The organism is Caballeronia sp. Sq4a (genome assembly GCF_023170545.1).
Classification (GTDB): Bacteria; Pseudomonadota; Gammaproteobacteria; order Burkholderiales; family Burkholderiaceae; genus Caballeronia.
Genome location: NZ_CP084250.1, coordinates 204,926 through 220,802, shown reverse-complemented (window position 1 = coordinate 220,802; position 15,877 = coordinate 204,926). Strand labels below are relative to the sequence as shown.

The following is a 15,877-nucleotide window of genomic DNA, read 5'->3' as shown; positions in this document are numbered from 1 at the left end:
CACCTTCTACCCGCGTGTTAGCCGATCCGCGACCACTTCAGCAGCTTCGCCAGATCCGCGTTGATCTTCTTGGGATCGGGATTCTTCGGGAAGCGCATCATCAGATTGCCGTTCGGATCCACCAGATAGATGTGGTCCGTCACCTTCGTGCCGTCAGCGACCGGCAGCCAGTCCGCGACCGCGCGCGGATCGGCGATCAGCATGCGCGTGTCCGGCTGCGGATACGCCGTCTTGATGACATCGGCCACGGGCTTGTCATCCGTGCGCAGCCAGACGTTCACCACGCGGTCGCGTTCCGCCGATTGCAGCACGCGCACTTGCCGCATGTAATAGAGGCGCGTGACGCATTGCTCGTCGCAAGCGCTGCCGTTGACGGTGATCATCAGCCACTTGCCTTCGAGTGACTTGAGCGGCATGGCCTGCCCTTTCTCGTCCGTCACGACGAGTTGCGCCGGAATCGGCCGCTGCGGGTCGATCAACGCGCCGTAGCTCGACGTGCCGCCCGCCGGCTTGAACACGTAGTACATGAGATAGGAAGCGATGACCGGCGCCGCGCAGACGAGCGCGAGCAGCACGAGCATCCAGCGCCCGCTGGTCCACGATCCTCTCGTGGGCGTGCGGGGCTTGTCGGCAGTCGTGGGACGTTGAGATGGCATCAAGAATTCGGTGAGAGTTGGGTCACGCGTGGCCGGCGGCTTCGTCGTCCGGGTCGTCTACGAGACGCGTGTCGTCTTTCTTCGCGGCGCGGCGGGCGGCGTACAGCCCGAAGCCCACGGCGGCGGCGGCCATGCCCCACCACTGGAGCATGTAGCCGTAATTGCGCTCGACGCCCATCGTCGGCGCGGGCCAGTCGCGCACGAGCCGGTCGTGCGTGTCGTTCGTCTGCTGGATCACGAACGGCTGAAACGCGAGCCCGGTTTCGGCGGCATAGGCCGGAATGCTGAGATTCTGGCGAATCTGCTGATGCCCCGCCGATCCGCCCGTTCCCAGTTCGAACGCCTGCGACGGATTGGCGCGGGCAATGCCTTCGACTTCGACGGTGCCTTTCGGCGTCTCGTACGGCTCGATGCCCGTGCGATCAGCCAGATTGCGCGGCAGCCATCCGCGATTGACGAGCACGTAGCCGCCGCCCTCGAGTTTAAGCGGCATCACGACATAAAAGCCCGGCTGGTCGTTATACGGACGATTATCGAGATAGACGACGCGCTCCGGCATGAACTCGCCGCGCGCCTGCATCCGGTGGAATTCGACGGATTGCAGCGGAATCGGATCGACGCCCACGCGCGTGGCCGGCGCATTCGCGAAGGCCGTGATGCGCGCGCTGAGCGCCTCTTTCTGATGCGCGCGGTCGCGCTGCCAGAATCCGAGGCGCACCGTCACGGCAACGACGATCAAGATGAGGAGCGTGGGCCAGAAGCGGATCTTCATGACCGCAGCCGCCGCGCGACGGCGCGCGCCGCCGCGCGGCGCGATCCGTCGAGTGAGATAATGAGATGACTCGTTTCCATACTGCTCGATGCGTTATCCGGGCGAGTTGAGCAACTTTGCCGGCTGGTTTATGCACATTATCGTCGCCATCGCTTTCATCCTCATTCTCGGCAGCCTCGGTTCGGCGCTGTACTTCATGATGACCGACCGCGGCAAGACCAAGCGGATGGTGTGGTCGCTCGCCATGCGCGTCGGGCTGTCCATTTCGCTCTTCCTGTTCATCCTGTTCGCTCACTGGATGGGCTGGATTCAGTCGACGGGCATTCCCCTCGGACGATAACCCGCCGCGAAGGTTCGCAAGAACGAGGCGTATTGTCGCGGCACGTCGCGAAACAAAACAAAACGCCGCCCTCGAACGTCAGGGCGGCGTGCTTGCGCGGCGGGCCTAAAAGCCCGCGGAGAAGCGCAGTTACAGCCAGTAGACGACGACGTACAACCCGAGCCACACGACGTCGACGAAGTGCCAGTACCACGCGGCGCCTTCAAATGCGAAGTGATGCTCCGGCGTGAAGTGCCCGCGAATCAGCCGGACCATCACCACAGCCAGCATCGTGCCGCCCAGGAACACGTGGAAGCCGTGGAAGCCCGTGAGCAGGAAGAACGTCGAGCCGTACACGCCGGATGCGAGCGTCAGGTTCAGTTCGTTGTACGCGTGGAAGTACTCGTAGCCCTGGCAGAACAGGAAGATGACGCCGAGGAGCACGGTCGCTGCGAGCCAGCCGATCGCCTTCTTGCGATGATCTTCACGCAGCGCGTGGTGCGCCACCGTGAGCGTCGCGCCGGACGAAAGCAGCAGCGCCGTGTTGATGGTCGGCAGAGGCCACGGCACCATCGCGCGGAAATGCGGAACGAGCGCGGCGGGACCGTTGTTCGGCCACACGGCGGAGAAGTCCGGCCAGATCAGCTTGTAGTCGAGACTGCCCAGTTCGTGCAGCGCGATGGCGCGCGCGTAAAACAGCGCGCCGAAGAACGCGCCGAAGAACATGACTTCGGAGAAGATGAACCAGCTCATGCTCCAGCGGTACGACACATCCACGCGCTTGCCGTACATGCCGCCTTCGGATTCGGAGATCGCGTCGCCGAACCAGTGCCACAGCACGAACAGCAAAAACAGCAGGCCGAGCAGCGTGCCGAACGGCGCCAAGGAATGCCCGTTGACCCACGCCGCCAGCGACGACAGCATTACCAGCAAGCCGCACGCAGCCATGATCGGATGCCGTGACGGATGCGGCACGAAATAGTACGGGCTCTCGTTTTGACCGCTCATCGTTGATTCTCCACTTCGATCCAGTTGCTTGAATTATTTTGCCGCAGCGCCGTTCGGCGCGAGTGCGCTTTGGGTTGCCCTACCGAACCACCGCGCGCACGATCACCAGCAGCACCACGATGAAAAGCGCAGCACCAATCACGCCAGCCGCGATCAGATGCAGCGGATTAAGCTGCGCGGCGTCGTTTTCCAGGTCGGCCCGCCGCCGCACGCCGAAGAACGACCAGAACACGGCCTTCACCAGCTTCACGAACCCGCCGCTCTTCTGCGTCTGTCCGCTCATGATGTTCACGTTCCCTTGGCCGCCGTTTTCGGCGCGTCGAGTTCGAAGAACGTGTACGACAGCGTGATCGTCTTCACGTCCTTCGGCAGCTTCGGATCGACGACGAACACCACCGGCATGCGCTTCGTCTCGTTCGGCGCGAGCGTCTGCTGGGTGAAACAGAAGCATTCGATCTTCTTGAAATACTCGGTGGCCTGCTTCGGCGCGTAGCTCGGAATGGCCTGCGCCTTCACCGTGCGCCCCTGCTCGTTCGTCACCTGATACATCACCGTCATCACTTCGCCGGGGTGAATGTCGAGATTCGACTGCTCCGGCTTGAACTGCAGCGGCCCGCGCGCGTTCGCATCGAATTCGATGGACACGGTGCGGCTCGCGTCGACCTGCGTGTTCTTCGCCTCACGCGCGCCGACATCGCGCTGCACGAGATTGTTGATGCCCGTGATCTGGCAGATCGCGCGGTACATCGGCACGAGCGCGAAGCCGAAGCCGAACATCATCGCCGCGACGACGAACAGCTTGAGCAGCATCGACCGGTTGAACGAGCGGTCGATATGAGAATCTTCCTGCTGAGTGGACACGTTAGCCTCGCGACAACAGGTATTGCCTGACGACGATACCCAGAAAAAAGACGGCGGCGATCAGCACCATGATGAGACCGAGCCGCTTGTTGCCCGCGCGGATGTCCTCGCGGGAGCGTCTTTTTTGTGGATTCGGGGCCATGCGTTTCTTGCTCGGGGAGTCTGTGAGGCTTCGCGCGGAAGCCTCACAGAACGGAGAGACGACTTATTCGACGGTCGGCGGATTCTCGAACGTATGGAACGGCGCCGGGCTCGGCACGGTCCATTCGAGACCTTCCGCGCCATCCCACGGCTTGTCGCTGGCCTTTTCATGCTCGCCGCCGCCGCGATACGTCGGCAGCGCGACCGCGAACAGGAAGTACACCTGCGCGAGACCGAAACCGAACGCGCCGATGGTCGCGATCTGGTTGAAGTCCGTGAACTGCGCCGGGTAGTCCGCATAGCGGCGCGGCATGCCCGCGAGACCCAGGAAGTGCATCGGGAAGAACGTGATGTTGAAGAAGATCATCGACGCCCAGAAGTGAATCTTCCCGCGCATTTCGTTGTACATCCAGCCGGTCCACTTCGGCGACCAGTAGTACCAGCCCGCGAACAGCGCGAAGAGCGAACCGGCCACCAGCACGTAGTGGAAGTGCGCGACCACGTAGTACGTGCCGTGCATCTGGATGTCGAGCGGGGCCATCGAAAGGATCAGGCCCGTGAAGCCGCCCATCGTGAACACGAACAGGAAGCCGATCGCGAAGAGCATCGGCGTTTCGAACGTCAGCGCGCCGCGCCACATCGTCGCGACCCAGTTGAACACCTTCACGCCCGTCGGCACGGCGATCAGCATCGTCGCGTACATGAAGAAGAGCTGGCCCGTCACCGGCATGCCGGTGGCGAACATGTGGTGCGCCCAGACCATGAACGAGAGAATCGCGATCGACGCGGTGGCGTACACCATCGAGCTATAGCCGAAGAGCGGCTTGCGCGAGAACGCCGGGATCACCTGCGACACGATCCCGAACGCCGGCAAGATCATGATGTACACCTCGGGGTGGCCGAAGAACCAGAAAATGTGCTGGTACATGACCGGATCGCCGCCGCCCGCGGCGTTGAAGAACGACGTGCCGAAGTGACGGTCGAACAGCACCATCGTGATGGCGCCTGCCAGAACCGGCATCACGGCGATCAGCAGATACGCGGTGATCAGCCACGTCCACGCGAACATCGGCATCTTCATGAGCGTCATGCCCGGCGCGCGCATGTTCAGGATCGTCACGACGATGTTGATGCCGCCCATGATCGACGACGCGCCCATGATGTGGACCGCGAAAATCGCGAAGTCCATGCCGGGGCCCATCTGCGTCGAGAGCGGCGCGTACAGCGTCCAGCCCGCGGCGGTTGCGCCGCCCGGCACGAAGAACGAGCCGACGAGCAGCACGGCCGCGACCGGCAGCAGCCAGAAGCTGAAGTTGTTCATGCGCGCGAACGCCATGTCCGATGCGCCGATCTGCAGCGGCACCATCCAGTTCGCGAAGCCGACGAACGCCGGCATGATCGCGCCGAACACCATGATGAGGCCGTGCATGGTGGTCAGCTGGTTGAAGAACTCGGGGCGCATGATCTGCAGGCCCGGTTCGAACAGCTCGGCGCGAATGCCGAGCGCCATCACGCCCCCGGAGAGGAACATGATGAACGAGAACAGCAGATACAAGGTACCGATGTCCTTGTGGTTAGTGGCGAAAAGCCACCGGCGCCAACCATGCGGCGTTTCGTGCGCATGGTCGTCGTGCGCGTGGTCGTGACCCGCGACTACATCGTGTCCGATGCTAGACATGACAATCATCTCCTAAAGCGAATACTCGAGGCACTTGGCGTTGCCCGCGTGCTTCTCCGTTGCCTTGAGCGAAGGAGAAGCGCACGCGAAGCATGTCAAGCAGCCGGACTGATTTCCACGCGGCGTGCTTCTTTCGCATCCGTGCCGCCCGTGACCGACTCGGGCTTCTTCAACACGATGCGTTCTTCCGAGACACCGGCCGCCTTCAGCGCGTCGCGAACGGCTTGCGCGCGCTTCTTGGCGAGGTCCGCGTTGAGGTCGGCGCCGCCGGTTGCATCCGTGAAGCCGGAAAGCGCGATCTTCGCGTCCGGATGCGCCTTCACGTAAGCGGCGGCAGCCTGCACTGCGTTGTTTGCGTCGGCGGGCAGATCGCTCTTGCCCGTTTCGAAGTAGATGCTGGCCGGCAGCGCGCCGGCCTGCGCTGCTTGCGCCGACTGTTCGCCGGACGCCGCAGCCGGCGCGCTGGCTTCCGCCGCGCCGCTCGCCGCCGCGCCCGAAGCCGGTTCGCCGCCTGCCGCCGCCGTGTGATCGCCGCCTTCGGGCATCTTGCCGTTGCGCGCGTCCGCGACCTGCTTCGGCTGCAGAACGTCGCCGGTGTGGTTGCCCCACGTGTTGCGCTCGTACGTGATGACCGATGCGATCTCGACGTCGTTGAGCGTCGTCTGCCACGGCGGCATCGCGCCCTTGCCGTGCAGCACGATATTCACGTGACCGGCGATCGGACCGTTCGCCACCTTGCTGCCGTCGAGCGCCGGGAACTGGCCCGCGCCCTTGCCGGTCGGCTGGTGGCAGACCGCGCAGTTCGACGCGTAGATCTGCGCGCCGCGCGTCTTCAGCTCATCCATCGTGTAGGTCTTGTTGGGATCGTCGGCGGAAGAAGCCATTTTCTTCTTCTGCGTGTCGACCCACTTCGCGTAGTCGTCGGTGGACAGCACTTCCACGACGACCGGCATGTACGCGTGCTCCTTGCCGCACAGTTCCGTGCAGAAGCCGCGATACGTGCCGACCTTCTCCGCCTTGAACCACGTGTCGCGCACGAAGCCGGGAATCGCGTCCTGCTTCACGCCGAACGCCGGCACGTACCACGAGTGAACGACGTCGTTCGCGGTGGTGATGATGCGGATCTTCTTGTCGACCGGCACGACGAGCGGGTTATCGACTTCCTGCAGATACGTATCGGAAATCGGCGTCTGGCCGTTGACCTGGCTGCGCGGCGTGGAGAGCGTCGAGAGGAAGCTGATGCCTTCGCCCGGACCCTTCACGTAGTCGTAGCCCCACTTCCACTGGTAGCCCGTGACCTTCACGGTCAGATCGGCGTTGGTGGTGTCCTTCATCGCGACGACGGCCTTGGTGGCCGGCAGCGCCATCAGAATGACGATGATGAACGGCACGATCGTCCAGATGATTTCGACCGTGGTGCTTTCATGGAAGTGCGCGGGCTTGAAACCCTTGGACTTGCGATGCTTGACGACCGAATAGAACATCACCCCGAACACGCCGATGAAGATGACGGTACAGATGATGAGCATGAAGATATGGAGGCCGTAGAGCTCCTCGGCGATCTTCGTCACTGGCTGCTGGAAATTGATCTCATTCACAGCGGGACCGCCAGGACTGTCGTTGACCGCCAGGGCTACGCCGGCATTGAGCAGTGCGCCCGCCGCCAGCACGCCCGAGAGGGCTCGCTTGATTGTTTTCATAGCATCCTTACCCAAAATTTCCATTCAAACCCTCGACCCCGTTGCGCATCGCGCCTGCCACACCCGGTTCCTCCTCAAGCAAGGCGCCTCAGTGACGCCTGCAGTTCGGCAGCAAATTGTTTGCGACGATGCTGTGCAAGGTGTTGTCCGACTTTCACCGACTGGCCGCGCGATACGATCGTGAGCGGTTCCCTCGGCGTCGCGCCCGTTTCGACCCGCACCCAGCGCGGATTGAACTCGAAGCGCGTTAATTCTTCGGCGTTCATCTGTTCGATCAACAACCGGTTCTCAAACAGCCGGATTCGTTCGTAATCGACGGCGTGTCGCGCATGAATCAGGAACGCGACCGTCACGACCGTCAACTCGACTCCGGTGAACGGCAGCACCAGCCAGGCGCCGTTCAGAAAAAGCGGCGTCGCGACGGCAAGAGAGAAGAGCGCCAGCGACACATAAAAGCCCACGAACTGACGCGGCGACACCGAGCAGTTGCGTTTCATCAGCCAGTCTTTGATGACCGGCTCGGACTCCGTCAGCGTCTGGCTGACCTGCATCGCTGCCTCCATCCATCCGCACACGCAACCACATACTTTTGCTCGGATTTTGCCCAAATTTGTGTCAGTTCAGGCGACAAACTGACGCATTATAGGCGGGTTGGGTGGCATCCACAAGCAAGGGCGCAAACGTCGCAAAGCCAGACGGCACAAGCCTCTGCGCCGAATTGACGCACCTTTTGGCGTGTCCTTCGCGCGCAAATTTATGACATAACACGCACCCTCTTTACCGCCTCGCCAATCCGCCTCCCGAACTCCCTTCCGACGCGCTAGCGATTCCTTTTCGGACCGCGTCCGATGTCTTCCAGCCGCACGATTCCATGTCCTTCCGCCGTCGTTCGCGGCACCGCTTTCCACGCGTGACCATAGATCACTTCGAACGTGAGCGGGATCGTGCCGTCGTCGCGGCGTAGCGCTTCGAGCGCCTCGTGCACCGCGCGGCGCAAGGCTTTGGCGTCTGCGCGGCCGCTCGCGGCTTCACGCTCGAACGGATAAGCGCCCCAGCGCGTGACATCCGCGAGCAGCGATTCGGGCGAGCGGTAGGTGATCGTCAGCACTTCCTGATCCATCACCGGAATTTCGAAGCCGCTCTCGACGAGCATGTCGCCCAGATCGTGCATATCCACGAAGTCGATGGTGTGCGGCATCGGCGAGAGGCCGAGCGTGCGTTCGGCTTCGCGATAGGCCGCGGCAAGTTCGCGGAGCGTGTCCGGCCCGAAGGTGCTGAACATCAACAAGCCGTTGACTTTGAGCACGCGCTGCCATTCCGGAAACACGAGATCCGGCCGCGAATGCCAGTGCAGCGCGAGGTTTGACCAGAGCAATTCGAATGCAGCGGACGCGAACGGCAAGGCCGAGAAGTCGGCCTGCGCGAGTTGCGGACCGCGCGCGCCGAACGCTTTGGCGAGCGTCGCCGGCAACAAGCGCCGCCAGCCCGCGCCGCTTTCGGCTTCCGCGGTCTCGGCCGCGAGCGCGCGCGCGAGCATGCCGGAGGAGATATCGACGCCCAGCACGGACGCCTCCGGGAACCGCTCACGCAAGCGCGGCAGGTCCGCGCCCGCGCCGCAGGCCGCATCGAGGACGCGCGCCGGCGCCACCTTGATGTATTCGAGACGCTCGCGCATGCGGTCCGCGATCTCGCGCGGCAGGAACGCGACGTCGTCGAAAGCGGCGGCGCGACGGTCGAAGATCTCGCGCAAACGGCGCGGATCATAGGCCGGTCGGCCAGTTCTGGGAGACGTTGGGGACATGACGATCTGTTCGCGAAGAGTGCGAAGTATACTCGGTCGTCTTGAAATAGGCCCGGCGCAGCCTTCGCGCGTGCCGTTGCAACCGATCACCCGAGCCCGCCTCACGCGCTTTAAGCCATGTACGTCTTCCGCGATTTGCTGCCGTCTTCGGCGCGCGCCTTCGCCTTTGCTGCCTTCGCGAAGCGCGCGTTCCAACTCGCGCTGCCCAACCAGTGCGCGTTATGCGGCAATGTGTCGCAGCAATTGCTGTGCGCCGGCTGCGACGAGCAGTACTGGAACGAGCCGCGTTTCCGATGCGCGACCTGCGCGATGCCGCTCGCGCCTTCCTATCTGCGACGCGATCGCGATGACACGCGCGCGCACTGCGCCGAGTGCCTCGAGAATCCGCCCGCGTTCCACGACACGCTCGCCATCGCCGACTATCGCGCGCCGCTCGATACACTGGCGGTCGAATTGAAGTTCCGCGTGCGTCTCCCGGCGGGCGCGGAGTTCGCGCGGCACTTGCACGCGATCTTCGAAGAGAGCGGCCTGCCGACGCCCGACGTGATCGTGCCCGTGCCGCTTTCGCGCAAGCGGCTCGTCGAGCGCGGTTACAACCAGGCGTGGGAAATCGCGCGTCCGCTCGCCAAGCGCCTATGCGTGCCGGCAGATCCGATGCTCGTCGCGCGCACCGTCCACACCGCGCAGCAGTCGCGGCTGGATGCCGACAGGCGCAGGCGCAATGTAGCGTCCGCATTCGTCGTCGAGGGCGATGTTCGCGGCGAACATATCGGCGTCGTGGACGACGTGATGACATCGGGCGCCACGCTCGATGCCCTCGCCCGCACGCTCAAGCTCGCAGGCGCGCGGCGCGTGACGAACTTCGTCGCGCTGCGCACCCCGAAAGACTAACCCCGTAGCCAAGCACTGCCATCCATGTTCAACGTCGTACTGGTCGAACCTGAAATCCCGCCGAACACCGGCAACGTCATCCGCCTGTGCGCGAACACGGGCGCGCGGCTGCATCTGATCGAGCCGCTCGGCTTTCCGCTCGACGACGCCAAGATGCGCCGCGCCGGTCTCGACTATCACGAGTACGCCGAAATGAACGTCCACGCGAACTGGGATGCGTTCATTGCGAAGGAATCGCCCGACGTCACGCGCATGTTCGCCTTCACGACGCGCGGCTCGACGCCGTTCTTCGATCATGCGTTCAAGCCCGGCGACTGGTTCGTGTTCGGCGCGGAGACGCGTGGCCTTTCGGCGGAATTGCTCGAACGCTTTCCGACGGAGCAGCGCGTGCGGCTGCCGATGCGTCCGGGCAATCGCAGTCTGAATCTGTCGAACACGGTGGCGATCGTGACTTTCGAAGCGTGGCGTCAGTCGGGCTTCGAGGGCGGCGCGTGAGCGTCGAGTTCGGCGCGATAGAGCGCGAGCAGGTCGTCGCTGAAGCAGGCGAAGACGACGTGTTCGATCGAAGGCGCGAGCGGCAACGTCTCGATGACCGTCGACACGGCGATCTTCACCGCGTCCTCGACAGGAAAGCGATAGATGCCGCAGCTAATGGCCGGAAACGCGATGGACGCGCAGCGCGCATCGCCGGCGAGTTCGAGCGAACGCCGGTAGCAGTTCGCGAGCAGTTGCGCCTCGTTGCGTTTGCCGCCGCTCCAGCGCGGACCGACGGCGTGAATCACGTACTTGGCGGGAAGATCGTAGGCGCCGGTGAGCCTGGCGTCGCCTGTTTCGCAGCCGCCGAGCGTTTCGCACTCCCGCAAGAGACCTTTGCCGGCCTTGCGATGAATCGCGCCATCGACGCCGCCGCCACCGAGCAGCGATTTGTTCGCCGCGTTGACGATGGCATCGACGTGGAGCGTGGTGATGTCGGCGAGAACGGCTTCGAGCTTCGCCATGCGCGTCTCCGAGAGAAACGTCGCGCTATTCCGCCTTCGAATCGCGGCTGAGCAGCGCCTGCACCGCGTCGCGCGGCGCGACGTTCTCGAAGAGCACGCGGCATACCGCGTGGGTGATCGGCATGTCGATTCCGCGCGACTGCGCGAGCGACAACACCGCGCGGGCGCAGCGCACGCCTTCGGCCACATGACCGAGCGCGGCGAGAACTTCGTCGAGCGTGCGGCCGGACGCCAGTTGCACGCCGACCGTACGGTTGCGCGACAGGTCGCCGGTGGCGGTCAGAATCAGATCGCCCAGACCCGTGAGGCCGGTGAACGTCTCCGCACGCCCGCCGAGCGCCACGCCGAGCCGCGACATTTCCGCGAGCCCGCGCGTGATGAGCGCCGCGCGGGCGTTCAGGCCGAGGCCGAGGCCATCGGAGATGCCGGTGGCGATCGCCAGCACGTTCTTCACCGCGCCGCCCACTTCGACGCCGATCACGTCGTCGCCCGTATAGATGCGCATGGCGCCGTGATGAAACGCGGCGACGGTCTGCGCGCACAGTTGCGCCGATGCGCTCGCCACCGTCAACGCGACCGGCAGGCCGCGCCCCACTTCCCGCGCGAAGCTCGGCCCCGAAAGCGTGCCGTTGCTGCGATGCTCGGGCAGCTCCGCCGCGACGACCTCGTTCGGCAGACATTGCGTGTCCGCCTCGAAGCCTTTGCACAGCCAGACGATATGCGCGGGAACGATGCCCGCCTGCCGCATCGCACGACACAGCGCGCGCAGACCCGCGACGGGCGTGGCGACGACGCAGAGCGCATCAAGCGCGGCGGCATGCGCGAGCGCGACGTCAAGATTCGCCTCGAAAGAAAGCGCGCGCGGCAACGCAACGCCTGCCAGATAGCGCGTGTTTTCGTGCGAGGAAGAGAGAGATTCGATGAGCGCGGCGTCGCGCGCCCATAGCAGGGTGTCGTGCCGCGTCGCGAGGTGGCCCGCCAGCGCGGTGCCCCACGCGCCGGCGCCGAGAACGGCTACTTTCATGCTCGGCTCCGGTTCGGCAGAGTCAGTGCGGGTGACGCTCAGTGCGTCGCGCCGTTCGCCGCGCCTTCCTGCGCGCTCGCGAGCTGGGCGATGCGCTGTTCGTACAGCGCCTGGAAGTTGATTTCCGCCAGGTGGATCGGCGGGAAGCCTGCGCGCGTGATCGCGTCGGCGATGTTCGAGCGCAGATACGGGAACAGAATGGTCGGACACGCAATGCCGACGAGCGGATCGATCTGCTCGGCCGGAATGTTGCGGATGTCGAAGATGCCGGCTTGCTTCGCTTCGATCAGGAACGCGACCTTGTCGGCGACCTTCGCCGTGACCGTGCCCGTGACCAGCACTTCGAAGACGCTTTCCGCGAGACGGTCGGCCTTCACGTCGACTTCGACCTCAACCGACGGCATTTCCTGTTCGAGGAAAATGGCGGGCGAGTTCGGCTGCTCGAGCGACATATCCTTCAGGTAAATGCGCTGGATGTTGAAAAACGGCTGGTTGTTCTCGTCGGACATAGTGATTTCCTAGGTAAATCGGTTGCCCAGCGCGTGGCCGGGCAGCGTGTGGTGATGTCAGGCCGACTCGAGCAGCGGCACGAGATCACCCTTGCGGTCGAGCGCCGAAAGATCGTCGTAACCGCCGACGTGCGTGTCGCCGATATAAACCTGCGGCACGGTGCGGCGCCCGGTGCGCTGCATCATCTCCTCGCGGCGCCCCGGCTCACGGTCGATCAGCACCTTCTCGATGGTTTCGACCCCGCGGGACTTTAAAAGACGTTCGGCCATCTGGCAATACGGGCACACTTGCGTGCTGTACATGACGACTTTTTTCACTTGACGGCTCCTTGTTTCACGACCGGCATTCCTGCCTTCTGCCAGGCATCAACCCCGCCTTGCAAGACGTGGACCTCAGCGTAGCCGGCTTCCGAGACGGCGCGGCTGGCACGCTGCGACTGTTGACCGGTCTGGCAGACAAGCACGACCGGATTGCTCTTATTCTTCGCGATCTGGCCGATTTTTGCTTGAAGCTCCGACGCCTCGATGTTTCGGGCGGACGGCAAATGTCCCTTCGCGAACTCCGCAGCCGGCCGCAAGTCCACGACGACGGCGTTGCGACGGTTGATGAGCGTGGTGGCTTCCGCGGCGGAAACGCCGCCGCGACCGCGTCGCGTGATGGCCGGCCAGAGCAGCAGCGCGCCGGAAACCAGCGCAATGACGATGAGTGCAATATTCGAGTAATCGGTGAAGAACTTCACGTCTAGGGCCGCCGAAAGATAGTGGAGAAGGGAGAAAGAGAAATGAGGGCAATCCGAGCATTATAAAATATCCCTTTCCCGCGATGGCCCTGGCCATCCGGCCGATGGCGGCACTCCACGCGTGAGGGCAGGATGGCGGAGTGCGATCGGGCACCCGATTTCTCAACTGACCGACCTATCAAACATGTACAAGCTAGTGCTCATCCGCCACGGCGAATCGACGTGGAACAAGGAAAACCGGTTTACCGGCTGGGTCGACGTGGATCTCACCGAACAGGGCAACCGCGAGGCGCGTCAGGCAGGCGTGCTGTTGCGCGAGGCCGGCTACACGTTCGACATCGCGTACACGTCGGTGCTCAAGCGCGCCATTCGCACGCTGTGGCACGTGCAGGACGAAATGGACCTGATGTATATCCCGGTCGTCCATTCGTGGCGTCTGAACGAGCGCCACTACGGCGCGCTTGCCGGTCTCAACAAGGCCGAGACCGCGAAGAAATACGGCGACGAACAGGTTCTCATCTGGCGCCGCAGCTACGACACGCCGCCGCCCGCGCTCGATCCGAGCGACGAGCGAGCGTCCTTCAACGATCCGCGTTACGCCAAGGTTCCGCGCGAGCAACTGCCGCTGACCGAGTGCCTGAAAGACACCGTCGCGCGCGTGCTGCCGGTGTGGAACGAGTCCATCGCGCCAACCATCAAGGCAGGCAAGCAGGTGCTGATCGCCGCTCACGGCAACTCCATGCGCGCGCTCGTGAAGTATCTGGACAACATCTCCGATGCGGATATCGTCGGGCTGAATATTCCGAACGGCGTGCCGCTCGTCTATGAACTCGACGAAAACCTGAAGCCGATCAAGCACTACTATCTCGGCGACGCGGACGCCATTGCTGCGGCGCAAGCTGCCGTCGCGAAGCAGGGCAAGGCGGGCTAAAGCACGCGTCAGCGCCGAAGTTGGCGTTGGCGGGCGTCGCCTGGCGACGCCCGTTTCGCATCCAAATGCCTCGGATGGCGCGTGCCTGACCGCGCGCCGTCGCCGCCGACAGGCGCGTGCGTCGCCCGCAGCGAGCGATAGTTGTCGCGGCGCGCGGCGCCGGGCATTTAAGTTGCGTTTAAGTCGCCTTCGAAAGCGAGCGGGTATACTGGCCCGTCACCCACGATGCAGCCCATTCGATTCCGCACGCACTCCTCTATGCGAAAGAACCTGAAAAACTTCAGCCTGATCGCCGCAGGCGTTGCTGTCGGCGCTCTCGCAACCCTGCAGATTTCCGCGTCCGCTCAGCAAGCCGCATCGTCACCGCTTCCGCTCGATCAACTGCGGCTCTTCGCCGAAGTGTTCGGGCAAATCAAGCACGAATACGTCGAGCCCGTCGACGACAAGAAGCTGCTCACCGCCGCGATCAAGGGCATGGTGTCGAGCCTCGATCCGCACTCGTCGTATCTCGACAAGACGGACTACGAAGAGCTTCAGGAACAGACCAAGGGCCGCTTCGCGGGCTTGGGCATCGAGATTTCGTCGGAAGACGGGCTCATCAAGGTCATCTCGCCGATCGAAGACACGCCCGCGTTCCGCGCCGGCATCCGCCCGGGCGACCTCATCACGCGCATCAACGACAAGCCGGTGCGCGGCATGACGCTCGACAAGGCCGTGAAGCAAATGCGCGGCGAACCGGGAACGAAGGTAACGCTCACCATCTTCCGCAAGAGCGACGACCGCACGTTCCCGCTCACCGTCACGCGCGCGCTGATCCGCGTGCAGTCGGTCAAGATGAAGGTGCCGGAGCCGGGTTATGGCTATATCCGCATCACGAGCTTCCAGGAGCGCACCGTGCCGGATCTCGCGGCGAAGCTGCAAGACCTCGCGCGCCAGCAGCCGAACCTGAAGGGTCTCGTGCTCGACCTGCGCAATAACGGCGGTGGCCTGCTGCAGAGCGCGGTCGGCGTGGCGGGCGCGTTCCTGCCGGATAACGCGGTCGTCGTGTCGACGAATGGACAAATCGCGGACGCCAAGCAGACGTTCCGCGATACCTACGACAACTATCGCCTGCCGTCCTTCGATTCCGATCCGCTGAAGAACGTGCCGGACGTCTTCAAGAAGGTGCCGATGGTCGTGCTGACCAACGCGTATTCGGCTTCCGCTTCGGAGATCGTCGCGGGCGCGCTGCAGGATCATCATCGCGCGCTGATCGTCGGCAAGACGACGTTCGGCAAGGGTTCGGTGCAGACGGTTCGTCCGATGACCGCCGACACCGCGCTGCGTCTGACAACGGCGTACTACTACACGCCGAGCGGCAAGTCGATCCAGAATCAGGGCGTGCGCCCGGACGTGCCGGTCGATCAATACGCGGACGGCGATCCGGACGACGCGCTCGTGACCCGCGAAGTGGACTATTCGAATCACCTCGCGAACACGCAGGATCCGAACGAGAAGAAGGAACAGGAGCAGCGCGAGCAGGATCGTCTGGATCAACTTCGTTTGCTGGAAGAGCAGAACGACAAGAAGACGCCGGAACAGCGCCGCAAGGACCGCGACCGCAAGCCGGTGGAGTTCGGCAGCAACGACGACTTCATGCTCCAGCAAGCGCTGAACAAGCTGGAAGGCAAGCCGGTCGTCGAGTCGAAGTCGTTCAGCGAACGCAAGCTCGCGCAGAACAAGCCGGCGCGTTCGGCATCGGCGCCGGTGGTGGCTCAGCCGGCATTGCCCGCAACGCCGGGTTCGTCGCCGGCATCGGGCGCGGCGCCGGCTTCGTCGCCTACGGCCCAGCAGTAGAAGTAATCTTGG

20 protein-coding genes are annotated in these 15,877 nt (G+C 63.8%); 5 read left to right on the top strand and 15 right to left on the bottom strand.

Translation table 11 applies throughout. From position 1 onward, the window contains the following. Positions 1-17: 17 nt before the first annotated feature. Positions 18-656: a cytochrome C oxidase subunit I gene (locus tag LDZ24_RS01045; protein ID WP_248321028.1), complete on the bottom strand. Its 639-nt coding sequence runs from the start codon at positions 654-656 to the stop codon at positions 18-20. Between the two features lie 22 nt (positions 657-678). Further along, positions 679-1,428 carry an SURF1 family protein gene (locus LDZ24_RS01040; RefSeq protein ID WP_248321027.1) on the bottom strand — a complete coding sequence of 250 codons (750 nt, stop codon included), beginning with the start codon at positions 1,426-1,428 and terminating at the stop codon, positions 679-681. Between the two features lie 130 nt (positions 1,429-1,558). Here LDZ24_RS01040 and LDZ24_RS01035 point away from each other — a divergent pair, with 130 nt between their 5' ends. After that, positions 1,559-1,768, top strand: a complete 210-nt coding sequence (locus tag LDZ24_RS01035; RefSeq protein WP_035961831.1) for a twin transmembrane helix small protein — start codon at positions 1,559-1,561, stop codon at positions 1,766-1,768. A 129-nt stretch (positions 1,769-1,897) separates the two neighbouring features. Here the strand turns inward: LDZ24_RS01035 and LDZ24_RS01030 are convergent, their stop codons facing one another. The 8 genes from LDZ24_RS01030 to LDZ24_RS00995 form a co-directional block, all read right to left on the bottom strand. Then, entirely contained in the window at positions 1,898-2,755 is an 858-nt protein-coding gene (locus tag LDZ24_RS01030) for a cytochrome c oxidase subunit 3 (RefSeq protein WP_175939252.1), read from the bottom strand. A gap of 79 nt (positions 2,756-2,834) precedes the next feature. After that, complete coding sequence (locus LDZ24_RS01025; protein WP_248321025.1) at positions 2,835-3,038, bottom strand: DUF2970 domain-containing protein; 204 nt, start codon at positions 3,036-3,038, stop codon at positions 2,835-2,837. Between the two features lie 5 nt (positions 3,039-3,043). Then, positions 3,044-3,565, bottom strand: a complete 522-nt coding sequence (locus LDZ24_RS01020; RefSeq protein WP_248322239.1) for a cytochrome c oxidase assembly protein — start codon at positions 3,563-3,565, stop codon at positions 3,044-3,046. A 52-nt stretch (positions 3,566-3,617) separates the two neighbouring features. Then, a complete protein-coding gene (locus tag LDZ24_RS01015) occupies positions 3,618-3,758 on the bottom strand; it encodes a cytochrome oxidase small assembly protein (protein ID WP_244847767.1) in 141 nt (46 codons plus the stop codon). A 63-nt stretch (positions 3,759-3,821) separates the two neighbouring features. Continuing rightward, positions 3,822-5,435, bottom strand: coding sequence for a cytochrome c oxidase subunit I (ctaD, locus tag LDZ24_RS01010; RefSeq protein ID WP_175939245.1), 1,614 nt, complete (start codon positions 5,433-5,435; stop codon positions 3,822-3,824). Between the two features lie 95 nt (positions 5,436-5,530). After that, positions 5,531-7,159 (bottom strand): cytochrome c oxidase subunit II, encoded by a 1,629-nt coding sequence (gene coxB, locus LDZ24_RS01005; protein ID WP_248321023.1) that lies wholly within the window; start codon positions 7,157-7,159, stop codon positions 5,531-5,533. A gap of 50 nt (positions 7,160-7,209) precedes the next feature. After that, positions 7,210-7,686, bottom strand: a complete 477-nt coding sequence (locus LDZ24_RS01000; protein WP_248321022.1) for a DUF2244 domain-containing protein — start codon at positions 7,684-7,686, stop codon at positions 7,210-7,212. 269 nt (positions 7,687-7,955) lie between these two features. Continuing rightward, positions 7,956-8,936, bottom strand: coding sequence for a methyltransferase domain-containing protein (locus LDZ24_RS00995; protein WP_248322238.1), 981 nt, complete (start codon positions 8,934-8,936; stop codon positions 7,956-7,958). Positions 8,937-9,053: 117 nt separating this feature from the next. On the opposite strand from LDZ24_RS00995, the gene LDZ24_RS00990 reads away from it, so the two are divergent. Together LDZ24_RS00990 and trmL are read left to right on the top strand one after the other, a co-directional pair. Further along, the gene (locus LDZ24_RS00990; protein WP_248321020.1) at positions 9,054-9,827 is read left to right on the top strand and encodes a ComF family protein; all 774 of its coding nucleotides are present in this window, start codon (positions 9,054-9,056) and stop codon (positions 9,825-9,827) included. 24 nt (positions 9,828-9,851) lie between these two features. Then, positions 9,852-10,322 (top strand): tRNA (uridine(34)/cytosine(34)/5-carboxymethylaminomethyluridine(34)-2'-O)-methyltransferase TrmL, encoded by a 471-nt coding sequence (gene trmL / locus LDZ24_RS00985; RefSeq protein ID WP_248321018.1) that lies wholly within the window; start codon positions 9,852-9,854, stop codon positions 10,320-10,322. On the opposite strand, the gene LDZ24_RS00980 is transcribed toward trmL, so the two are convergent. Genes LDZ24_RS00980 through LDZ24_RS00960 form a run of 5 tightly spaced genes read right to left on the bottom strand, consistent with a single transcriptional unit; the run spans position 10,295 to position 13,098 of the window. Further along, positions 10,295-10,825: an O-acetyl-ADP-ribose deacetylase gene (locus LDZ24_RS00980; RefSeq protein WP_248321016.1), complete on the bottom strand. Its 531-nt coding sequence runs from the start codon at positions 10,823-10,825 to the stop codon at positions 10,295-10,297. The two genes, trmL and LDZ24_RS00980, sit on opposite strands and share 28 nt — an antisense overlap. A 25-nt stretch (positions 10,826-10,850) precedes the next feature. Further along, a complete protein-coding gene (locus LDZ24_RS00975) occupies positions 10,851-11,849 on the bottom strand; it encodes an NAD(P)H-dependent glycerol-3-phosphate dehydrogenase (RefSeq protein ID WP_248321014.1) in 999 nt (332 codons plus the stop codon). Between the two features lie 38 nt (positions 11,850-11,887). Beyond that, positions 11,888-12,358: a protein-export chaperone SecB gene (gene secB / locus LDZ24_RS00970; protein WP_175939231.1), complete on the bottom strand. Its 471-nt coding sequence runs from the start codon at positions 12,356-12,358 to the stop codon at positions 11,888-11,890. Between the two features lie 57 nt (positions 12,359-12,415). Then, the gene (gene grxC / locus LDZ24_RS00965) at positions 12,416-12,676 is read right to left on the bottom strand and encodes a glutaredoxin 3 (RefSeq protein ID WP_248321012.1); all 261 of its coding nucleotides are present in this window, start codon (positions 12,674-12,676) and stop codon (positions 12,416-12,418) included. Beyond that, positions 12,673-13,098, bottom strand: a complete 426-nt coding sequence (locus LDZ24_RS00960) for a rhodanese-like domain-containing protein (RefSeq protein ID WP_248321010.1) — start codon at positions 13,096-13,098, stop codon at positions 12,673-12,675. Before LDZ24_RS00960 ends, grxC begins: the two co-directional genes overlap by 4 nt. A 184-nt stretch (positions 13,099-13,282) precedes the next feature. Between LDZ24_RS00960 and gpmA the strand changes: the two genes are divergently transcribed. Next, complete coding sequence (gene gpmA, locus LDZ24_RS00955; protein WP_248321008.1) at positions 13,283-14,029, top strand: 2,3-diphosphoglycerate-dependent phosphoglycerate mutase; 747 nt, start codon at positions 13,283-13,285, stop codon at positions 14,027-14,029. A gap of 258 nt (positions 14,030-14,287) precedes the next feature. Beyond that, positions 14,288-15,865, top strand: a complete 1,578-nt coding sequence (locus LDZ24_RS00950; protein WP_248321007.1) for a S41 family peptidase — start codon at positions 14,288-14,290, stop codon at positions 15,863-15,865. Positions 15,866-15,877 lie beyond the last annotated feature (12 nt).